Consider the following 17601-nt stretch of genomic DNA (forward strand, 5'->3'; position numbering starts at 1 on the left):
GCCGCCGGTCGACGACGCGGCGGGGTGTCAGACCGATTCGTTGCTGGCTTTACGGGTCGCAGCCTTGGGCAGCAGGCCATCGGCGCGGAACATCTGCTTGATGCCGCGCACGGCCTGGCGGATGCGGTCCTGGTTCTCGATCAGGGCGAATCTCACATGATCGTCGCCGTAGTCGCCGAAGCCCAACCCCGGCGAGACACAGACCTTGGCCTCGGCCAGCAGCTTCTTGGCGAATTCCAGCGAGCCCAGGTGGGCATAGGGCTCGGGAATCTTGGCCCAGACGTACATGGAGGCCTTGGGATTCTCCACCATCCAGCCGGCTTCGTGCAGGCCGCGCACCAGGACGTCGCGGCGCTGCTGGTACTGCTGGGCGATATCGCGCACGCACTGCTGGTCGCCCTCCAGGGCAGCGATGGCCGCCACCTGCAGCGGCGTGAAGGTGCCGTAGTCGTGGTAGCTCTTGATCCGCGCCAGGGCGGCGACCAGTTCGGGATTGCCGACCATGAAGCCGATCCGCCAGCCGGCCATGTTGTAGCTCTTGGACAGGGTGAAGAACTCCACCGCGATGTCCTTGGCGCCTGGCACCTGCATGATGGAGGGCGCCTGCCAGCCGTCGAAGACGATGTCGGCGTAGGCCAGATCATGCACCACCAGCACGTTGTAGCGCTTGGCCAGTTCCACCACGCGCTCGAAGAAGTCCAGCTCCACGCATTGGGCGGTGGGGTTGGAGGGGAAGCCGAGGATCATCATCTTCGGCTTGGGAATGCTTTCGCGGATGGCTCTTTCCAGCTCGGCGAAGAAGTCCATGCCCTGCACCAGGGGCACCGAACGTACCTGGGCGCCAGCGATCACCGCGCCGTAGATGTGGATCGGATAGCTCGGGTTGGGCACCAGCACGGTGTCGCCGGCATCCAGGGTAGCCAGCATCAGGTGCGCCAGGCCTTCCTTGGAGCCGATGGTGACGATGGCTTCGCTGTCGGCATCGATCTCCACCTGGTAGCGGTCGCGGTACCAGTGGGAGATGGCGCGCCTCAACCGCGGGATGCCCTTGGAGCTGGAATAGCCGTGGGTGTCCTCGCGCTGGGCCACCTGGCAGAGTTTCTCGACGATGTGCGGGGGAGTGGCACCGTCCGGGTTGCCCATGGACAGGTCGATGATGTCCTCACCGCGCCGGCGCGCGGCCATCTTGAGTTCGGCGGTGATGTTGAAGACGTAGGGGGGCAGGCGATCGATGCGCGCAAAGCGGCGCACGGGACTGGAGTCAGTCATGCGTTCCTCGGAGTACGTAAGCGCCCGGAACCGTCCGAGCGACGTGGGTCACAGGAGGTGACCTGCCCGGGACATTAGCCGCAGGCCGCTGCGCTTGTCGAGACTTTTGTCATGTCGAGTTGCACCAGGGGCCGCAAAGCCTCCAGCCGCGCATCGATCAGAGGCGTGAACAGGGCGAAGCAGGCTTCCGGGCCGAGGCTGACCTGGGGCGTATCGAGCAATTCCTGGCGCAGCCGTTCCAAGGCCTGGGCCAGCGCGGGCTCCACCTGGCCGCTGTGCAACTGTTCGCAGAGATATTTCAGGCGAATCTGGAGCTCCAGGGGGCAGCGCGGATGACGGGCCGCCCGCACGCCCAGGCCGCGGATCAATCCCAGGTTCTCGATGGCCTGGCAACGCTCCACCAGGGAAGGGCGGGTCGGATGCAGTGATCTCAGGTGCAACTCCAGCAGTCGCCAGCGTTGCAGCAGCCGTTCGATCAACTGGCAGTGGGCTTCCAGGTCGGTCGGCGTCTGGCATACCTCCTGCCAGCGCCGGTACTGGTCGGCGTCGCCCCACTGATGCCACAGCGGCTTAAGCCGCCGTTGCAGGGCAGCACGGCGCTCCTGCGCCTCGCGGCTGTCCTGGCCGCCCAGTCCGCGGTGCTGCTGGACGCCCTGTAGCAGGTCCAGGCCCACCTGCAGGCGCAGGATCAGTGCCTGGCTGGCGTCCTGGTCGCGGCGGCGTTCGAGCCGGTTCCAGCCGAACACCAGTCCGGCGGACAGACTGGCGGCGGTGATCAGGGTGGTCAGCATTGTCATGGCCGTACGCCCCCGGTCAGGTTGCGCAAATAGGCGGTGAGGCCATGCAGGGCCTCGCGCTGTTCGGCGTAGGCCTGGGCGCCGAGATGCAACTGGTGCAGTTGTTCGCTCAGGGCGTGGTTGGCCTGGCCATGCTCGGTCAGTGCCCGGCGCATCTGGTCGAGCTGTTCGAGGTTACGCTGGCTGCGCTGGGCGATGGCGTCCAGCTCGCTGGCCAGACTGGCGCAGCGACGCTGCTGTCGGCCGAGCAGATCGTCGTGCTCGCCGACCTGGCAGGCGACCTGGCGGATCGCCGCCACGATGGTGACGGTGACGTCGGTGATGCTGCGGGTCGCCCGATCGGTGGCCTGGGCGAGATGACGCACCTCGTCGGCGACCACGGCGAACCCCCGACCCCGTTCGCCGGCTCGGGCCGCTTCGATGGAGGCGTTCAATGCCAGCAGCTGGGTCTGTTGCGCCAATTGCTGGATGGCGACCACGGCCTGCTCCACGTGCTGGGTACCGCCGAGCAGGGTGTTCACCGTGGTGGAGGTAGCGTCCAGGCTGTGGCGGATGGAGGCCATGCCGTCACCCAATTGACCGGCGCTGGCGTGGCCGACGAGGCTCTGCTCATGGTTGTCGGCGAAGGCCTCGCCAGCGGCGTCGGCTAGGGCGCGAATGCTGGCCAGGGTGCGTTCGATTTCCTCCGCCGCTGCGGCGATCATGGCGATGCCGCGCTCCTGTTCGTCGCCCTGGCGACGGGATTGCTCGCTCAGCCGTCCCAGGGCCTGGCCGGCGAAGTCCGTTTCGCTGCGAATGCGTTCGCTATGCTCCAGCCGTTCGGCCGCTGCCACCAGCAGGGCGGCGGGATCAAGGTCGGCTGGAGTCTCGAGCAACCGGGCGAGTTCGGCGTGCCAGAAGCGCTGTTGGCGGTAGCGCTGGTTCAACGCCAGCTGGCCGCGCCAGGCCAGCAACAGCAACAGGCCGAGGCTGCCGATGGCGGCGAAGACCTGGTCGTTGGCCGCCAGCACGGTGGCCAGGATTGCCAGCAGGACACCGCCTCCCAGGCTGAGTCCCATGGCTGAGCGTGCGGTAGGAGGAAGAGGCGCGATGGTGGAGCGCGGAGCGTTAGCGAAAGACGATGCGGCCATGACGACTCCAACTAGCGGCGGTATCCAAGAGCGGCCACGCTGGAGTGGCTGTCCGTGCCGGTCATGCCAAGCAATACCTTTGCCAAGGCCCCGGAGTCACGTCAGTCATGGCGCCTGGCTATCGACGTCGGCTACCGCTGCACCAGGCTCGATCGGCTTGGCCTGCCTTGGAGCGCTCTGCACCGCCGCTTGCTCGGGGTTGGAGCAGCGTTGGATGACCAGGGGTTGCGGCTGTCTCGCCCCGGGCATCCCTGGCGGAGGCGTACACGGTCTGGTCAGGGCTTATGGATGGCCGACAGCAGATCCAGGCGCTGCCATTGCTCATGGGCCGGGGCCAGGCCGAGTTCGGCGACGTCATGGGGCTTGGCCAGGCGTTTTTGCGCGGTGGTGGCGTCGAGTCCCGGGGTCATGGCCACGGCCATGACCGTGGCGTTTTCGGGGACCTGGATCGGCTGGGTGGCGGCAGCGGCGGCGGGTAGGCCGTAGGCCAGGGTGTAGTGGTTGAAGGCGAAGGCCGCCTGATCGTTCCAGGGGTCCTGGTCGACACCAGCGGCCTTGGCGCACTCGGCCAGCGCCACACCGCAGGCCCTGGTCAGCGCCGTGCGCAGTTGCTCGCGCGCCTCGTCGAACAGGCGGCGGTAGGCCGGGTCGGCCAGGTAGTGGGCGACGTTGTACTGGGCGATCATGCGTCCGCCGATGACGTCCAGCGGATAGTGCACCCCGAGCACCTGCCGCGAATAGCCGTAGCCGGCACCGCGGGCAATCAGCGCCGGGGCCCGCTCGGGCAGCATGGCGGCGAGCAGCAGGGTATCGGTGTAGCCTACGGTGCTATGGCCGCTGGGGAAGGCACCCGCCGAGGCCGTATAGGGCTTGCCATCGCCCACCACCACACGATCCGCCACCAGTGCCACCGGTTTTTCCGGCAGCAAGAAGGGCCGTGGGTAATCGAAGTACTTCTTGGCTGGCGCGGTGCTCACCTCCGAGGCCTTGATCAACGCCACCGCCTTGCCCAGATCGCCCCGTTCGTAGGCGTCGAGAAAGGCCTGGCCCAGGCGCGGCCCCAGGGCATCGGCCAGGTAGTAGAGGAAGGCGATGCCGTCGGCGTCGAGCACCGCGCGATCCTGCAGTGCCGGCGAGGCGCCGTGGTTGATACGGGCGACGGTGGCGGTGCTGGCCGTCAGCAGGCTCTGCGGCAGCGTGCGGAAGCCCTCCAGTAGCTGGATGTCGGCCTGTTGCAATTGCTCCTTGGCGAAGTCGTAGCCCTGGGCGCTCAGCCAGGTGTCGTCGGCCAGGGGCACGCCCTGGCGGACGTGATCGATGCCCTGCTGGTCGAAGGGCTGGGCGGCTCGGCGCAGTCGCTGCACCAGCAATTCCCGCTGGCGCTGTTGCAACTGGGCGAAGGCCCCGGTCTTGCCCGCCTGCTCCAGGCTGGTGAGGAAGGCCTGGGGTTGGGTGCTGGCCGCCTGAGCCAGGGGTGCGAGCAGCAGCCCAGCGGCAAGGGTGAGGATGACAAGGCGCATGCTAGCGCTCTCCGTGAGGCTTTGCTCCAGTTTCCTTGGCGCTGATTGCCAGAATGTTACAGGGTGTGTCAGCCCAGCAATTCGCTCATGGCGATGATCTGGTCGGCGACCTGGATCAGCTTCTGCTGCTTGCTCATGGCCTGGCGGCGCATCAGGGTGTAGGCCTCGTCCTCGCTGCAGCCGCGCATCTTCATCAGCAAGCCCTTGGCCTGGTCGATCTTCTTGCGCTCCAGCAACTGCTGCTCACGAGCCTGGAGTTCGGCGCGCAGAGCCTGGTCGGTCTCGAAACGGGCACGGGCCACGTCGATGATGGCTTGCAGGCGACTGGTCTGGATGCCTTCGACGATGTAGGCGCTCACCCCGGACTGGATGGCCCGGCGCATCACCTGGGGATCGTGCTCGTCGGTGAACATGACGATGGGCCGGGGCTGGTCGCGGGTGACCAGGCAGACCTGCTCCATGACGTCGCGGCCGGGGGATTGGGTGTCGAACAGGATGACGTCCGGCCGCAAGGCCTCGATGCGCGCCGGCAGGTCGATGGTCAGGCCGGACTCCTCGATGACGTCGAAGCCGGCTTCGATCAGTGCGGTCTTCAGTCGCCCGACCTTCTTGGGGGTATCGTCGATGAGCAGGATGCGCAAGGTCGTTCTCCCTATTGGTCGGCGAGGGCGTGGAGGTCGAAGCTGCGGGCGTAGCCGGCCGGATCGCTGCCGTCCCAGGCGCGGCCATCGAGCAGGACGCTGTGGCGCCGGGTGGCCGGCACTTCCAGGCCCAGGCTGGTGGCTGCGTCACGATACAGCGCGGTGCACTGCACCGCCTCGGCGATGGCCAGGTAGTCCGGCTCTTCGCGCAGCAGGCCCCAGCGACGGAATTGGGTGAGGAACCAGAGGCCGTCGGAGAGATAGGGTGGGTTGACCGCGCCGTGCCGATGGAAGGCCAGGGGGTGGGCGTCCTCCCATTGGTGATCCAAGCCATCCTGATAGCGGCCGAGAAAGCGCTCGGCCACCAGCGCCGGCTCGGCGTTCACGTAGGCCGCGCCGCTGATGAGCTGGGCGGTGCTGGCACGGTTCTCCGGGTTTTCCTCGATGAAGCGGCTGGCATCGAGCAGGGTACGGATCAGCGCCCGGGCGGTATTGGGATAGCGCTCGGTGAAGGCGCGGGTGCAGGTCAGCACCTTTTCCGGATGGTCCGGCCAGATGGCCTGGGAGGTGGTCAGGGTGAAGCCCTGTTCACCAGCCACCGCAGCCGCCCCCCAGGGTTCGCCCACGCAGTAGCCATCCACCCGGCCGGCGGCCAGGTGCTCGGGCATCTGCGGCGGCGGCACCAGCACGGTGCGCACGTCGCGCAGGGGGTGAATGCCTTGCGCGGCCAGCCAGTAATAGAGCCAGAAGATGTGGGTGCCGGTGGGGAAGGTGTGCGCCAGTGTCAGCGGCTGGGCGCGGGGGTCGCGGACACGGGCGACGAAGGAGGCGATGTCCCGTACACCCGCCAGCGCCAGGCTACGGGCGAGGTTGATGCTCTGGCCGTTCTGCGCCAGGCCCATCAGCACCGCCATGTCGGTCGCCGGAGCGCCGCCCAGGCCCAGCTGGATGCCATACACCAGGCCGTAGAGGCTATGGGCGGCATCCAGGCGGCCGCCGAGCAGGTTGTCTCTCAGGGCGGACCAGGACGGCTGGCGGTGCAGGTGCAGGGTCAGGCCGTGGGGTTCGCCGAAGCCCTGGGTGGCGGCGACGATCAGCGAGGCGGCGTCGCTCAGCGGCAGGAAGCCCAGGTTGAGTTCGGGCTTCTCCGGGGCATCCGAACCGGCGACCCAGAGGTGAGCGGCGGAAGAAGGGGACGAGGCGGGCATGGGGTCTCCGGCGGCTGTCTTGGGGGCTTCACGCGACCTTTCGTGGATCATTGTGGTGACAGGCACGCGGGCAGCGTCAAGCCTTGTGTGAGAGGCGCGGTCCCCACGAGGGCGCTATCCAGGTCTTGCAGCGGTCGTCTCGCCCAGTGTCCGCTGCGAAGTGATGAACCCGCGACGTGGCGCGGGTCCATCACCGGTCTTCACCGCTGTGGAAGCAACAGCAGCCGGTCGCGGCCATAGACCCGCTCGAGGTTCTGTGGCTGCAGCGGCAGACTCTGGTACTGCCCCTTGCTCCAGCCGTTGCCCGTTGTGCCGGCTTGGCTCGCCTGCAGTGGTTCGGTCAGGCCGAAATCCACTACCAGGCGCAGGGCCGGCGCCAGCCAGGCCTGCTGGTCGCCGCCCCAATGGCTGGCGGTCAGGTCCAGGGTGGACGCATCGCCGCCGGAGGCGGCACCGGCCAAGCGATGCAGGCGACCCCACTGCCAGGCGGCACGGTCGCTGCCCAGCTGCGCCACGCAGCGGTCGATGGTGGCGGCCAGCGCGCGGGCGAAGACGGCGGGCTTGCCCGCCTGGGGGCCATCGCCCCAGTAGGGACTGTCGTCCCGGGCCAGCAGGTGGTCGACGACGGGGTTGTAGCCGGTATCGCTCAGCGTGGTGAAGGCGTGCCAGGCCGGGCTGTCGGTCCCCCCGAGTGCCTTGGCGAAGGTCTGCTCGGCCAGGACCTGGAGGAAGGTTTCGTAGATCGTCGCGTCGGCCGAGCTGGCTGCCAGGCGACCATCGAAGGCCAGCAGGCGGCTCAGGGCTTCTTCCGCCGCGCGACGCTGGTCGGCGGGCAGGGCGGCGATGGCCTGGCGCAGTGGCGCGGCGAAGCCGGGGGCGCCGAGTTGTGTCTTGAGTTTGGCGGCCAGGGTGGTGGTCTGGTCCTGCTGCAGCGCCATGGCGTCGCGGGAATCCAGGCGTGCGGAGCGACCGGCCAGTTGCGCCAGGCGCTCCTGGCGCTCGGGGCCGGCCCAACTGCTGGACAGCTGCATACCGTAGCCACGCGGCACCACCCGGTTGTTGGCGGTGCCGAGCCAGCCTTGGGCAGGGTCCTGGTCGTAGGGGTGCAGCATGGGGTCGGCGTAGCCGTCCCAGGCATAGCGTTCATCCCAGCCGGGCGAAGGCAGCAGGCCGAGGCCGCTGCGCCGGTTGGGGTAGCGACCGGTCACCTGCCAGCCGATGTGCTCGGCATCGGCGAACACCAGGTTCCAGTCGCTGGCGCGCAGGTCCCGTGCCAGTTCGAAGGCGCGTTCGACGTCCTTGGCGCGCGAGAGGTCGAAGAGGGCATCCAGGCTCTTGTCGGCTTCCAGGCGACTGCTGCGCAGGGCCAGGCCATAGCCATTGGCGTCCGGCGCCAGTGCGAGGTTGAGCAACGGGCCGCGTGGACTGCTGTAGAGGGTTTCCCGGCGCGGCTTCTCGCCGCGGATGAAGAAGGTTTCCACCCGCTCGCTGGCGGGCTGCCACTGGCCGTTGCTCTGTACCTGCAGGCGCCCGCCCTGGCGTTGCAGGCGTTCCAGGTAGAGGTCCTGGCTATCGCCCATCAGGGTGGCAGCGCCCCAGGCCAGCTTGCCGTTGTAGCCATCCAGCAGCAGCGGCAGGCCGGGCAGGGTGGTACCCACCGCCTCGAAGCGCGGCGCGCGCAGGGTCACCAGGGTGAAGGGCGACTGGCCATTGAAGGCGCTGACCTTGTCCACGCCCAGCAGGCTGCGGCCGCTACGGGTATGGCCGGGCGTCGCCGCCCAGGCGGTGCCGGTGGGGCCGCCGAAGGGGGCGAGCTGGGCGAGCTGACGCTGGACGTCCAGTAGGGCAACGAGACCGGGGACCTGGCCACGCAGATTCAGGCCGCGCAGCTTGGCGGTCTCTTCCTCGGGCAGGGGTTCGTCGGGGTAGGTGGGCAGCAGCCAGGCCAGGCGCTCGGGGCCGACCTGGGCCGCCAGGGCCAGGGCCGCGGTTTCCTTGCGCAGGTCCACGGCCTGGGCGAAGTTCAGCAGTTCGAAGAGCAGGGCGCTGTCTTCGGGTTTCCAGTATTCGGCGCGATAGTCGTGCCCGCCCAGTTCGACCCGCTCGCCGGCCCGGTAGAGATAGGCATTGACGCCGCGGGCATAGACCTCGAAGAAGGTCTTCAACCGCGGCGAGGCGTTGGCATAGGCCACCTGGGCCGCCTTGCGCAGGTCCACGGCACGCATGAAGCGGTCGGTATCCAGCCGGCTGTCGCCATAGGCCTCGGCCAGCCGGCCCTGGGCCAGCAACCGCAGCTCGATCATCTGCGCCAGGCGCTCGCTGGCGTGGACGTAGCCCAAGGCGAACAGGGCGTCGTGGAAGGTGGTGGTCTCGATCAGCGGCTGGCCTTCGGCATTGCGCCGCACCGAGGCGGTCTGCGCCAGGCCGCGCAGCGGCAGGCTACCCTTGAGTTGCGGCTGGCCACGGGTCGGCGATTCCTCGGCGAAATACTGGCAGCCGGCGAGGGAGACCAGCAGCCCGAGGGTGGCGAGGCGCAGAGGGGCGCGCTGGCGAAGACGAAGGGACGAGACCATGAAGAGCGGGCACTCCGGTGGGTGGATACCAAGGGTGCGCTACGTTAGCAGGGTCCACGTCGGGGGCAAGTCCGCCGACGCTGGTCGGTAGCTATGGCCGGCTCGATGAACGTGCTTGCCCGGCCAACCTGGGGCGCGCTCAGCGCAATGCCATCCAGATCAGCAGGGCGGCCTGGAACAGGCAGAACACCGCCAGGCAGCCGATGGCGAATCTCAGGGAGACGTCATCGCGGCGATAGAGGGCGATGCGATCCTCCAGCTGGCGCAGGCTGGCGTCGCGCTCGTCGATCACCCGGTCGCATTGCTCCAGCAGGGTGGCGCCGTCCAGCAGCGACAGCAGCTGCACCTTGTCGGTATTCCAGTCCTCGCGCAATTGGCTGACCCGGGCGGCCCGGCAGAGCGACTGGCGCTCGTCGTCTTCCGCGGCCTCGACGACGAAGCCCTGGCTGGTGAGAACGTGATCACGGCGCGTGCGGCTCTCTTCGTCGAGGGCATCGCGGCGTGCCAACGGCAGGTCGTGCACGCCGTAGTGGCCCCAGCGCGGCTTGGCCCAGGCCGCCGCCCGAGCGAGCAGGAAACGACCCAGGCCGCGCTCCTCGGGTTCGATCTGCAGGCCGCGTTCCGGGCCGAGGCGGATCTCGCCGAGCCGGTGATCGACCCAGACTTCCAAGACATTCACTTCCCGGTGCAGCAGTTGCCCGGGAATCTGCACCGTCAGTCGCAGCAGGCTCTCGTCCACGCCATGGCGCTCCACCTGGCCGAGTTGCACGAAGCGCAGGGGGCGGGGGCCGACCCGCCGATCCACCGGCAAGGGCATCAGCCGCAGCAGCTGGAAGCGCTCGGGCGCCAAGGTGGCCCAGGGATGGGGCTCTTGGGGAGCGGCCTCGACGGCCGGGGTTTCTGGTTCGGGGGCTTCCACAGGCAGGCTCCAGGTAGCGCGCCTTCTGGGCGCCTTTGCCGGCTTATCGGCCGGTGGCTGCGGAACCTGAGCGTTCGACGAAGTGGGCTACCCGTTCGATGAGTTCACGGGCCAGCGGTCGGTCGGGATCGTCGTAGGTGGGCAACTGCGCCCGGAAGCCCGCCGGAGCGATACGCAGGACGTGATTCATGCCGGGGATGATGGCCAGTTCGGCGTCCGGCTTGGCGCGCTTGAGCGCCTGGGCATCCTCGACGTCCACCTGGACGTCATGGGTGCCCTGGACGATCAACGCCGGCGCCCGGATGGCCGCGAAGGCCCTGGCCGGATGTTGGCGGAACAATGAGATCAGGTAGGGCTGCACGCTGGGACGCAGCAGCACCAGCAGCTCGCGCGGCACCTCGGGCACCGGGGTGCCGCGCAGCAACTGGTCGATGATCCACTGGGCGCTGGCCAGGGCGGCGGGCGACAGCTTGCCGGCCAGTTGGTCGCGCAGTACCACGTCGATGGGGCGCCCGCTGCCGGCCAGGGTGACCACTCCGGCGACCGGTATCTGGTCGGCAGCGAGACTGGCGATCAGGGCGCCCTCGCTGTGGCCGAGCAGGATCACCCGGGAAAAGCGTGGATCGGCCTCGAGCAACCTGATCCAGGCGACCAGGTCGGCGACATAGCGCTCCACGCTGAGATGGCTTTCGTCCGGCTCGGCCCCGCGGCTGGCGGCGACGCCACGCTTGTCGAAGCGCACGCTGGCGATGCGTCGCTTGCCCAGCGCCTCGGCCAGCCGCTGCAGGGCGGCGTTGCGGGCGCCGGGGCCATTGCCGTCGCGGTCGGTAGGCCCCGAACCGGAGACGAACAGCACCACAGGTTGCGGCCGCTCGCTGCGCGGCAGGATCAGGCTGCCCTGGAGCACGCCGCTGCCGGTATCGAGCTGGATAGGACGGTACAGCACCGGATCGGCCGCCTTGGCGAGGGAGGGAAGGGCGAAACTCAGCAGGATGGAAAACAGCAGACGCATGAGGACGAGAGCACCGGAAGAGCAGGGCGTGTGGGGCCTATCCCGCACACAATCCGTTTAAAAGACAACGACTCGTGTAAAATCGCCCAATCAATTTGCATCCATACCTTTCATCCGTAGCGCGGAGCCCTCGCATGTCCGGCAATACCTTCGGCACGCTGTTCACCGTCACCACCGCCGGCGAGAGCCATGGTCCGGCGCTGGTCGCCATCGTCGATGGTTGCCCCCCCGGACTGCCGCTGGACACCGCCGACCTGCAGCGTGACCTGGACCGGCGCAAGCCCGGTACCAGCCGCCACACCACCCAGCGCCAGGAAGCGGACGAGGTGGAGATCCTTTCCGGGGTCTTCGAAGGCACCACCACCGGTACCCCCATCGGCCTGCTGATCCGCAACACCGACCAGAAGTCCAAGGACTACTCGGCGATCAAGGACCTGTTCCGCCCGGCCCACGCCGACTACGCCTACCACCACAAGTACGGCCTGCGCGACTACCGCGGCGGCGGTCGCAGCTCGGCGCGGGAGACCGCCATGCGCGTGGCCGCCGGCGCCATCGCCAAGAAGTATCTCAAGACTCAGGGGATCAAGGTACGCGGCTACATGAGCCAGCTGGGCCCCATCGAGATCCCCTTCAAGACCTGGGATAGCGTGGAAGAGAATGCCTTCTTCAGCCCCGATCCCAGCAAGGTGCCGGAGCTTGAGGCCTACATGGACCAGCTGCGCCGCGACCAGGATTCGGTAGGTGCGCGCATCAGCGTGGTTGCCGACGGCGTGCCGCCGGGCCTGGGCGAGCCGATCTTCGACCGCCTCGATGCCGAACTGGCCTATGCGCTGATGAGCATCAACGCCGTGAAGGGCGTGGAGATCGGTGCCGGCTTCGCCAGTGTCGCCCAGCGCGGCACCGAGCACCGCGACGAACTGACCCCGGAAGGTTTCCTGACCAACAATGCCGGCGGCGTACTGGGCGGTATCTCCTCCGGCCAGCCCCTGGTCGCCCACCTGGCACTCAAGGCTACCTCCAGTATCACCACCCCGGGCCGCTCCATCGACGTGCACGGCAATGCCGTCGATGTCATCACCAAGGGCCGCCACGATCCTTGCGTGGGCATCCGCGCCACGCCCATCGCCGAGGCCATGATGGCCCTGGTGCTGATGGATCACTTGCTGCGTCACCGCGCGCAGAACGCCGAGGTGCGGGTCAAGACGCCCGTCCTGCCCCAGCTCTGAGCATCTGTCCATGATCAGCTGCGCGTCGGCCAAACGTCGTTGAAAATGCCTGCAGAACGCGGGTTTACCCCAAATGAACTCGAGCGCGAGCTGGATTCGTTGCTCAGGCCTTTGATTCGCTGGCGCTCACCCTTCGGGCCGGTCGTTGGCTATGACTTCCGTTGGTCGTTGCGCCTTGTCTGACCCTGGCTCGCAAGATACCGAACGGGCGCCTGGTGCCAGGCGGACGATACCGGTTCCCTATTGGCGCCTGTCAGGCTTCTACTTCGCCTACTTCGCCCTGCTGGGGGCTACGGCGCCTTACCTGGGGCTGTACTTCCACCACCTGGGCTTTTCCGGCAGCGCCATCGGACAATTGGTGGCCATTCCCATGCTGATGCGGGTGCTGGCGCCCAATCTCTGGGGCTGGCTGGCCGATCGTAGCGGTCGCCGCCTGAGCATCGTCCGCCTCGGTGCCGCCTGCACCCTGCTGTGTTTCTCCGGCATCTACCTCGGCCAGGGATTCGTCTGGCTGGCGCTGATCATGGCCGGCCATGCCTTCTTCTGGCACGCCGTCTTGCCGCAATTCGAAGCCATCACCCTGGCCCATCTGCGCGACCAGCCGCAGCGCTACGCACGGATCCGCCTGTGGGGTTCCGTCGGCTTCATCGCCGCGGTGGCGGGGCTTGGCTGGGCCTTCGAGTTCGTCAGCCTGGACCTCTATCCCGCCTACCTGCTGCTGGTGATGGCGATCATCCTGCTGGCTTCCCTGGTGGTGCCCGGGGTGAAGGTCGATCCCGGTCAGCGCCCCGAGCCACCGGCCGAGCCCTTCCTCACCACCCTGCGCCAGCCGCGGGTGCTGGCCTTCTTCGTGGCGGCCGCACTGATGCAGCTGTCCCACGGCCCTTACTACACCGTCTTCACCCTGCACCTGGAAGGATTGGGCTATGGCCGCGGCGTCATCGGCCAGCTCTGGTCGCTGGGCGTGATCGCCGAGGTGGTGATCTTCCTCGTCATGCCGCAGTTGCTGGCGCGGATCGCCCTGCCCAGGCTGCTGATCGCCGCCTTCCTGATCGCTGCCGGACGCTGGCTGCTGCTGGGTGCCCTGGCCGACCAGCTCGGGGTACTGCTGTTCGCCCAGTTGTTGCACGCGGCAACCTTCGGTTGCTTCCACGCGGCCGCCATCCAGTTCGTGCAATCCCATTTCGATCGCCGTCGCCAGGGGCAGGCGCAGTCGCTCTACGCGGCGCTTTCCGGGGCTGGCGGTGCGCTCGGCGCCCTGTATGCTGGCTATGCCTGGCAGGTTCCGGCGCCCTCGCAGCCTTCGTTGGCGCCAGCCTGGCGGCGTTGGTGGGCGCCTTCCTCATCCTCTTGTCCGTTAGGTCCAGCACGAAAAGTGCCTGCGCTCGGTGATGCTTCGTTGAAAAACGCTTCGGAATGCTCATTTACCAGTCGTAAACTCCGCTTCCTCAGCATTTTGATTCGCTGGCGCTCACCCTTCGGGCCAGCCGTTGGCTGTTACTCCCGTTGGTCGTTGCGCCTCGCCTGACCGTCGCTCGGCGACTTTTCGTACAGAACCTAGGAGAACCGTCCATGATCCAGCAGCGTGAGCAACTGGCCCAGGAAATCATCGACGCCGGTCGCTTCCTCTATGGCCGCGGCTGGTCGCCGGCTACCAGCAGCAACTATTCGGTACGGCTGTCCGACAGTCGTCTGCTGCTGACCGTCTCCGGCAAGCACAAGGGCCAGCTCGAGCTGGACGACGTCCTCGCCACCGATCTCGACGGTACCCCACTGGAGGCGAAGAAGCCCTCCGCGGAGACGGCGCTGCACACCCAGCTCTATCGCTGGCAACCCGAGATCGGCGCCGTGCTGCATACCCATTCCGTGAACTCCACCGTGCTCTCCCGCGAGCTGCAGGGGGATCGCCTGCTGCTGGACGGTTACGAGCTGCAGAAGGCCCTGCATGGCGTCACCACCCATGAGGTGCGGGTGGAGGTACCGATCTTCGACAACGATCAGGACATCCCGCGCCTGGCCGACCAGGTGCAGACCTGGCTCGACGTGCATCCCGACTGCGTGGGGTACCTGATCCGCGGCCACGGCCTCTATACTTGGGGGCCGCGCATGGCCGATGCCCTGCGTCACGTGGAAGCCTTCGAATTCCTCTTCGAGTGCGAACTCAAGACCCGGAGCCTGCGAGCATGAGCCGACTGACCGTCTACCACGATGCCGAACCCAATCAGCCGCTGAAGGTGATCAGCGACGGCGAGCACATCGCCGCCACCCTGGCCGAGGTCGGGGTACGTTTCGAGCGCTGGCAGGCCACCGCCCCGGTAGCGCCCGGCGCCAGCCAGGAGGAGGTGATCGCCGCCTACCGGCCGGAGATCGATCGCCTTATCCAGGAGCGCGGTTACCAGACCGTCGATGTCATCAGCATGCATCCCGAGCATCCGCAGAAGGAGGCGCTGCGTGCCAAGTTCCTCGAAGAGCACCGCCACAACGAAGACGAGGTGCGCTTCTTCGTCGCCGGTCAGGGCCTCTTCACCCTGCACATCGACGACCACGTCTACGCCGTGCTCTGCGAGAAGAACGACCTCATCTCGGTACCGGCCGGTACTCCGCACTGGTTCGACATGAGCGAGTCGCCGTCCTTCGTCGCCATCCGCCTGTTCGATAATCCCGAAGGCTGGGTCGCCCACTTCACCGGGGTCGACATCGCCCGGCGCTTCCCGCGTCTGGAGGTCGAGGCGTGACCATCAAGGGCATCCTCACCGACATCGAGGGCACCACCAGCGCTGTCAGCTTCGTCTTCGACGTGCTCTTTCCCTACGCCCGCGAGCATCTGCCGGCCTATGTCCGCACCCATGCCCAGGAACCGGCGGTGGCCGAACAGCTCGACGCCGTGCGCGCCGAGGCCGGCGAGCTGGACGCCGATCTGGAGCGGGTGATCGCCATCCTGCTGGCGTGGATCGCCGCCGACCGCAAGGCCACGCCACTCAAGGCCCTGCAGGGCCAGGTATGGGAGGAGGGCTATCGCGCCGGGGCGCTCAAGGGGCACGTCTACCCCGACGCTGTCCAGGCGCTGCGCCAGTGGCACGCCGCCGGGCTGCCGCTGTACGTCTATTCCTCCGGCTCGGTGCAGGCGCAGAAGCTGATCTTCGGCTGCTCCGAACATGGCGATCTCACGCCGTTGTTTTCCGGATATTTCGATACCCTGACCGGCGGCAAGCGCGAGCCTGCCTCCTATGCGCGCATCGCTTCGGCGACCACCCATGAGCCGGCGGAGCTGCTGTTCCTGTCCGACGTGGTGGAGGAGCTGGACGCCGCGCGCCAGGCGGGCCTGCCGACCTGCGGCCTGGTCCGCGCTGGCGGCCAGCTGGGCGATCATCCCTGCGTGGCGTCCTTCACCGACATCGACCTGACCCGCTTCGGCTGAGCTCGGCGGCCGGTACGCTGCCAAGCGAGCCGGCCGAACTCGACGCCGTCGTCGCCAGTCCCAAGTGACGAGACCTGTGTCCTCGTAACGGGAGTCGCGACATGATCAATTCCACCATCGGCGGTGTACTGGGCTTCATCGTCTTCCTGCTTGACATCTGGGCCATCGTCAACGTCATCCGCAGCGACAGCACCAACAACGCCAAGATCGGCTGGACGGTGCTCATCATCGTGCTGCCGGTGATCGGTCTGATCGCCTGGGCCGCTGCCGGACCGCGCGGCAACCGTTCGGCTAGCGCGCCTACCCACAAGGGCTAGCGCGCAACGCTGGAGCCTGTCACATCCAGCTCTTACAATGCCCGGCTTTTGGTCGGGCATTGTTCGTCTCGGCCTGCCACCTGCGGAGAGCGACATGAGCGACTACCTGGAAACCCTCTACGACGGCTACGGCCAGAGATTCACCGTCGAACGCCTGCTCCACGAGGTGCGCACCGAGCACCAGCACCTGGTGATCTTCCAGAACGCCGTGCTGGGCAAGGTGATGGCCCTGGACGGTGTCATCCAGACCACCGAGGCCGACGAGTTCATCTACCACGAGATGCTCACCCACGTGCCGCTGCTGGCCCATCCGGCGCCCAAGCGGGTGCTCATCATCGGTGGCGGCGACGGCGGCATCCTGCGCGAAGTGGCCAAGCATCAGCGCGTCGAGCACATCACCATGGTCGAGATCGACGGCTCGGTGGTAGAGATGTGCAAGCAATTCTTCCCGGGGCATTCGGCCGGTGCCTTCGAGGATCCGCGCCTGAACCTGGTGATCGACGATGGCATGAACTTCGTCGCCAACACCCACGAGCGCTACGACGTCATCATCTCCGACTCCACCGATCCCATCGGTCCGGCCGAAGTGCTGTTTTCGGAAAACTTCTACCAGGCCTGCCATCGCTGTCTGAACGACGGCGGCGTGATGGTCGCGCAGAACGGCACGCCCTTCCTGCAACTGGACGAAGTCAAGACCACCGCCAGCCGGATGGCCGGGCTGTTCGCCGACTGGCACTTTTACTTGTCGGCGGTGCCTACCTACATAGGGGGCGTCATGACCCTCGCCTGGGGTAGCAAGGACACGACCTTGCGTCGGCAGAATGCCGAAACCCTGGCGCAGCGCTACAGTGATACAGGCATCCAGACTCGCTATTACACCCCGGAGCTGCATGCTGCTGCCTTTGCTCTACCTCGATACGTGCTGGAGGCCATCGGCAAGGCGTAAGAAGCTGTCCACGATCTGCTGCGCGTCGGCCAAACGGCGTTGAAAAGGCCTTCGAAATGCTCATTTACCACTCGTAAACTGCGCTTTCTCAGCCCTTTTCGCCTTGTTTGGCGCTAGCTCGCGAGATCGTTAACAAGCTTCTAAGCCCTGGCGGTCGCGGCACCGTTCGAGTTCTCAGCCGCGACTCGACGGACGCCGGTACGACGTTCCGTCGAGAAGATCATCCGAACCAGAGGAGGGAAGTCCTATGTCCTTGTCGTTTGCCGATGATGTGAGCTTGAACTTGCTGCAGCGGATGAAGGAGGGCGGTTTCGATTTCGCCCGCTTTCACCCGATCGACTTCTTCGCCATCTTCGCCGACGAACGCAGGGCCCGCCTGGCGGCGGACCAGTTCCAAGGTGAGTCACTCAACACCCAGGTGATGCCCCATGAGGACGGTGGCTGGCATTTGCAGGTCAGCAAGGTGATGTTCGCCACCCACGCCACCATCGACGATTTCGAAAGCGACCTCGAAGCCGTGGTGTTACCGCTCGGTGGTCAGCTGGACGGCTGGGGTGTCACCCAGGAAGTCACCCGTACCCACGCCTGATCCGTCCTCCGCAACCGGCCTGCCGCGAGGCAGCGC

The 17601-nt window shown here is 67.1% G+C and carries 17 protein-coding genes; 8 read left to right on the top strand and 9 right to left on the bottom strand.

The features are described 5' to 3' along the window. Positions 1 to 27 precede the first annotated feature (27 nt). The 9 genes from alaC to AR540_RS07390 all read right to left on the bottom strand — a co-directional run bounded on the left by alaC (position 28) and on the right by AR540_RS07390 (position 11069). Positions 28 to 1269, bottom strand: coding sequence for an alanine transaminase (alaC, locus tag AR540_RS07350; protein ID WP_059227413.1), 1242 nt, complete (start codon positions 1267 to 1269; stop codon positions 28 to 30). 74 nt (positions 1270 to 1343) lie between these two features. After that, entirely contained in the window at positions 1344 to 2066 is a 723-nt protein-coding gene (locus AR540_RS07355; protein ID WP_153014182.1) for a hypothetical protein, read from the bottom strand. Next, positions 2063 to 3196 (bottom strand): methyl-accepting chemotaxis protein, encoded by a 1134-nt coding sequence (locus AR540_RS07360; protein WP_082706933.1) that lies wholly within the window; start codon positions 3194 to 3196, stop codon positions 2063 to 2065. The genes AR540_RS07355 and AR540_RS07360 overlap by 4 nt, the downstream gene beginning before the upstream one ends. Positions 3197 to 3471: 275 nt before the next feature. Next, a complete protein-coding gene (locus AR540_RS07365) occupies positions 3472 to 4716 on the bottom strand; it encodes an acid phosphatase (protein ID WP_059227419.1) in 1245 nt (414 codons plus the stop codon). A gap of 68 nt (positions 4717 to 4784) precedes the next feature. Next, positions 4785 to 5357 carry an ANTAR domain-containing response regulator gene (locus tag AR540_RS07370; protein ID WP_059227421.1) on the bottom strand — a complete coding sequence of 191 codons (573 nt, stop codon included), beginning with the start codon at positions 5355 to 5357 and terminating at the stop codon, positions 4785 to 4787. Positions 5358 to 5368: 11 nt separating this feature from the next. Then, positions 5369 to 6565, bottom strand: coding sequence for a CmpA/NrtA family ABC transporter substrate-binding protein (locus tag AR540_RS07375; RefSeq protein WP_059227423.1), 1197 nt, complete (start codon positions 6563 to 6565; stop codon positions 5369 to 5371). A 200-nt stretch (positions 6566 to 6765) separates the two neighbouring features. After that, positions 6766 to 9138: a penicillin acylase family protein gene (locus AR540_RS07380; protein ID WP_059227425.1), complete on the bottom strand. Its 2373-nt coding sequence runs from the start codon at positions 9136 to 9138 to the stop codon at positions 6766 to 6768. 139 nt (positions 9139 to 9277) lie between these two features. Further along, the gene (locus AR540_RS07385; protein ID WP_059227427.1) at positions 9278 to 10057 is read right to left on the bottom strand and encodes a hypothetical protein; all 780 of its coding nucleotides are present in this window, start codon (positions 10055 to 10057) and stop codon (positions 9278 to 9280) included. Positions 10058 to 10100: 43 nt separating this feature from the next. Then, positions 10101 to 11069 carry an alpha/beta hydrolase gene (locus tag AR540_RS07390; RefSeq protein WP_059227429.1) on the bottom strand — a complete coding sequence of 323 codons (969 nt, stop codon included), beginning with the start codon at positions 11067 to 11069 and terminating at the stop codon, positions 10101 to 10103. A 134-nt stretch (positions 11070 to 11203) separates the two neighbouring features. Here AR540_RS07390 and aroC point away from each other — a divergent pair, with 134 nt between their 5' ends. From aroC to AR540_RS07430, 8 genes are all read left to right on the top strand, one after another. After that, a complete protein-coding gene (gene aroC / locus AR540_RS07395) occupies positions 11204 to 12295 on the top strand; it encodes a chorismate synthase (protein WP_059227431.1) in 1092 nt (363 codons plus the stop codon). Positions 12296 to 12470: 175 nt separating this feature from the next. After that, positions 12471 to 13823, top strand: a complete 1353-nt coding sequence (locus AR540_RS07400) for an MFS transporter (protein ID WP_442963759.1) — start codon at positions 12471 to 12473, stop codon at positions 13821 to 13823. 44 nt (positions 13824 to 13867) lie between these two features. Continuing rightward, a complete protein-coding gene (locus AR540_RS07405; protein ID WP_059227433.1) occupies positions 13868 to 14482 on the top strand; it encodes a methylthioribulose 1-phosphate dehydratase in 615 nt (204 codons plus the stop codon). Next, a complete protein-coding gene (locus AR540_RS07410; RefSeq protein WP_059227435.1) occupies positions 14479 to 15030 on the top strand; it encodes a 1,2-dihydroxy-3-keto-5-methylthiopentene dioxygenase in 552 nt (183 codons plus the stop codon). The genes AR540_RS07405 and AR540_RS07410 overlap by 4 nt, the downstream gene beginning before the upstream one ends. Then, entirely contained in the window at positions 15027 to 15713 is a 687-nt protein-coding gene (mtnC, locus tag AR540_RS07415; protein ID WP_059227438.1) for an acireductone synthase, read from the top strand. Before AR540_RS07410 ends, mtnC begins: the two co-directional genes overlap by 4 nt. Positions 15714 to 15817: 104 nt before the next feature. Continuing rightward, positions 15818 to 16030, top strand: coding sequence for a PLD nuclease N-terminal domain-containing protein (locus tag AR540_RS07420; RefSeq protein ID WP_442963770.1), 213 nt, complete (start codon positions 15818 to 15820; stop codon positions 16028 to 16030). Positions 16031 to 16124: 94 nt separating this feature from the next. Beyond that, positions 16125 to 16976, top strand: coding sequence for a polyamine aminopropyltransferase (gene speE, locus AR540_RS07425; protein ID WP_059227442.1), 852 nt, complete (start codon positions 16125 to 16127; stop codon positions 16974 to 16976). A 247-nt stretch (positions 16977 to 17223) separates the two neighbouring features. Then, complete coding sequence (locus tag AR540_RS07430) at positions 17224 to 17565, top strand: ribonuclease E inhibitor RraB (protein ID WP_059227444.1); 342 nt, start codon at positions 17224 to 17226, stop codon at positions 17563 to 17565. The last annotated feature ends 36 nt before the right edge of the window (positions 17566 to 17601 follow it).

It is taken from the genome of Pseudomonas sp. EpS/L25, assembly GCF_001512295.1.
Classification (GTDB): Bacteria; Pseudomonadota; Gammaproteobacteria; order Pseudomonadales; family Pseudomonadaceae; genus Chryseomonas.

Excerpts from the sequence above, each read along its gene's own strand:
- AR540_RS07410 (WP_059227435.1), top strand. The coding sequence starts at position 14,479 with ATGAGCCGACTGACCGTCTACCACGATGCCGAACCCAATCAGCCGCTG.
- AR540_RS07355 (WP_153014182.1), bottom strand. The coding sequence starts at position 2,066 with ATGACAATGCTGACCACCCTGATCACCGCCGCCAGTCTGTCCGCCGGA.
- AR540_RS07380 (WP_059227425.1), bottom strand. The coding sequence starts at position 9,138 with ATGGTCTCGTCCCTTCGTCTTCGCCAGCGCGCCCCTCTGCGCCTCGCC.
- AR540_RS07405 (WP_059227433.1), top strand. The coding sequence starts at position 13,868 with ATGATCCAGCAGCGTGAGCAACTGGCCCAGGAAATCATCGACGCCGGT.
- AR540_RS07375 (WP_059227423.1), bottom strand. The coding sequence starts at position 6,565 with ATGCCCGCCTCGTCCCCTTCTTCCGCCGCTCACCTCTGGGTCGCCGGT.
- alaC (WP_059227413.1), bottom strand. The coding sequence starts at position 1,269 with ATGACTGACTCCAGTCCCGTGCGCCGCTTTGCGCGCATCGATCGCCTG.
- AR540_RS07390 (WP_059227429.1), bottom strand. The coding sequence starts at position 11,069 with ATGCGTCTGCTGTTTTCCATCCTGCTGAGTTTCGCCCTTCCCTCCCTC.
- AR540_RS07365 (WP_059227419.1), bottom strand. The coding sequence starts at position 4,716 with ATGCGCCTTGTCATCCTCACCCTTGCCGCTGGGCTGCTGCTCGCACCC.
- speE (WP_059227442.1), top strand. The coding sequence starts at position 16,125 with ATGAGCGACTACCTGGAAACCCTCTACGACGGCTACGGCCAGAGATTC.
- AR540_RS07360 (WP_082706933.1), bottom strand. The coding sequence starts at position 3,196 with ATGGCCGCATCGTCTTTCGCTAACGCTCCGCGCTCCACCATCGCGCCT.
- aroC (WP_059227431.1), top strand. The coding sequence starts at position 11,204 with ATGTCCGGCAATACCTTCGGCACGCTGTTCACCGTCACCACCGCCGGC.
- AR540_RS07430 (WP_059227444.1), top strand. The coding sequence starts at position 17,224 with ATGTCCTTGTCGTTTGCCGATGATGTGAGCTTGAACTTGCTGCAGCGG.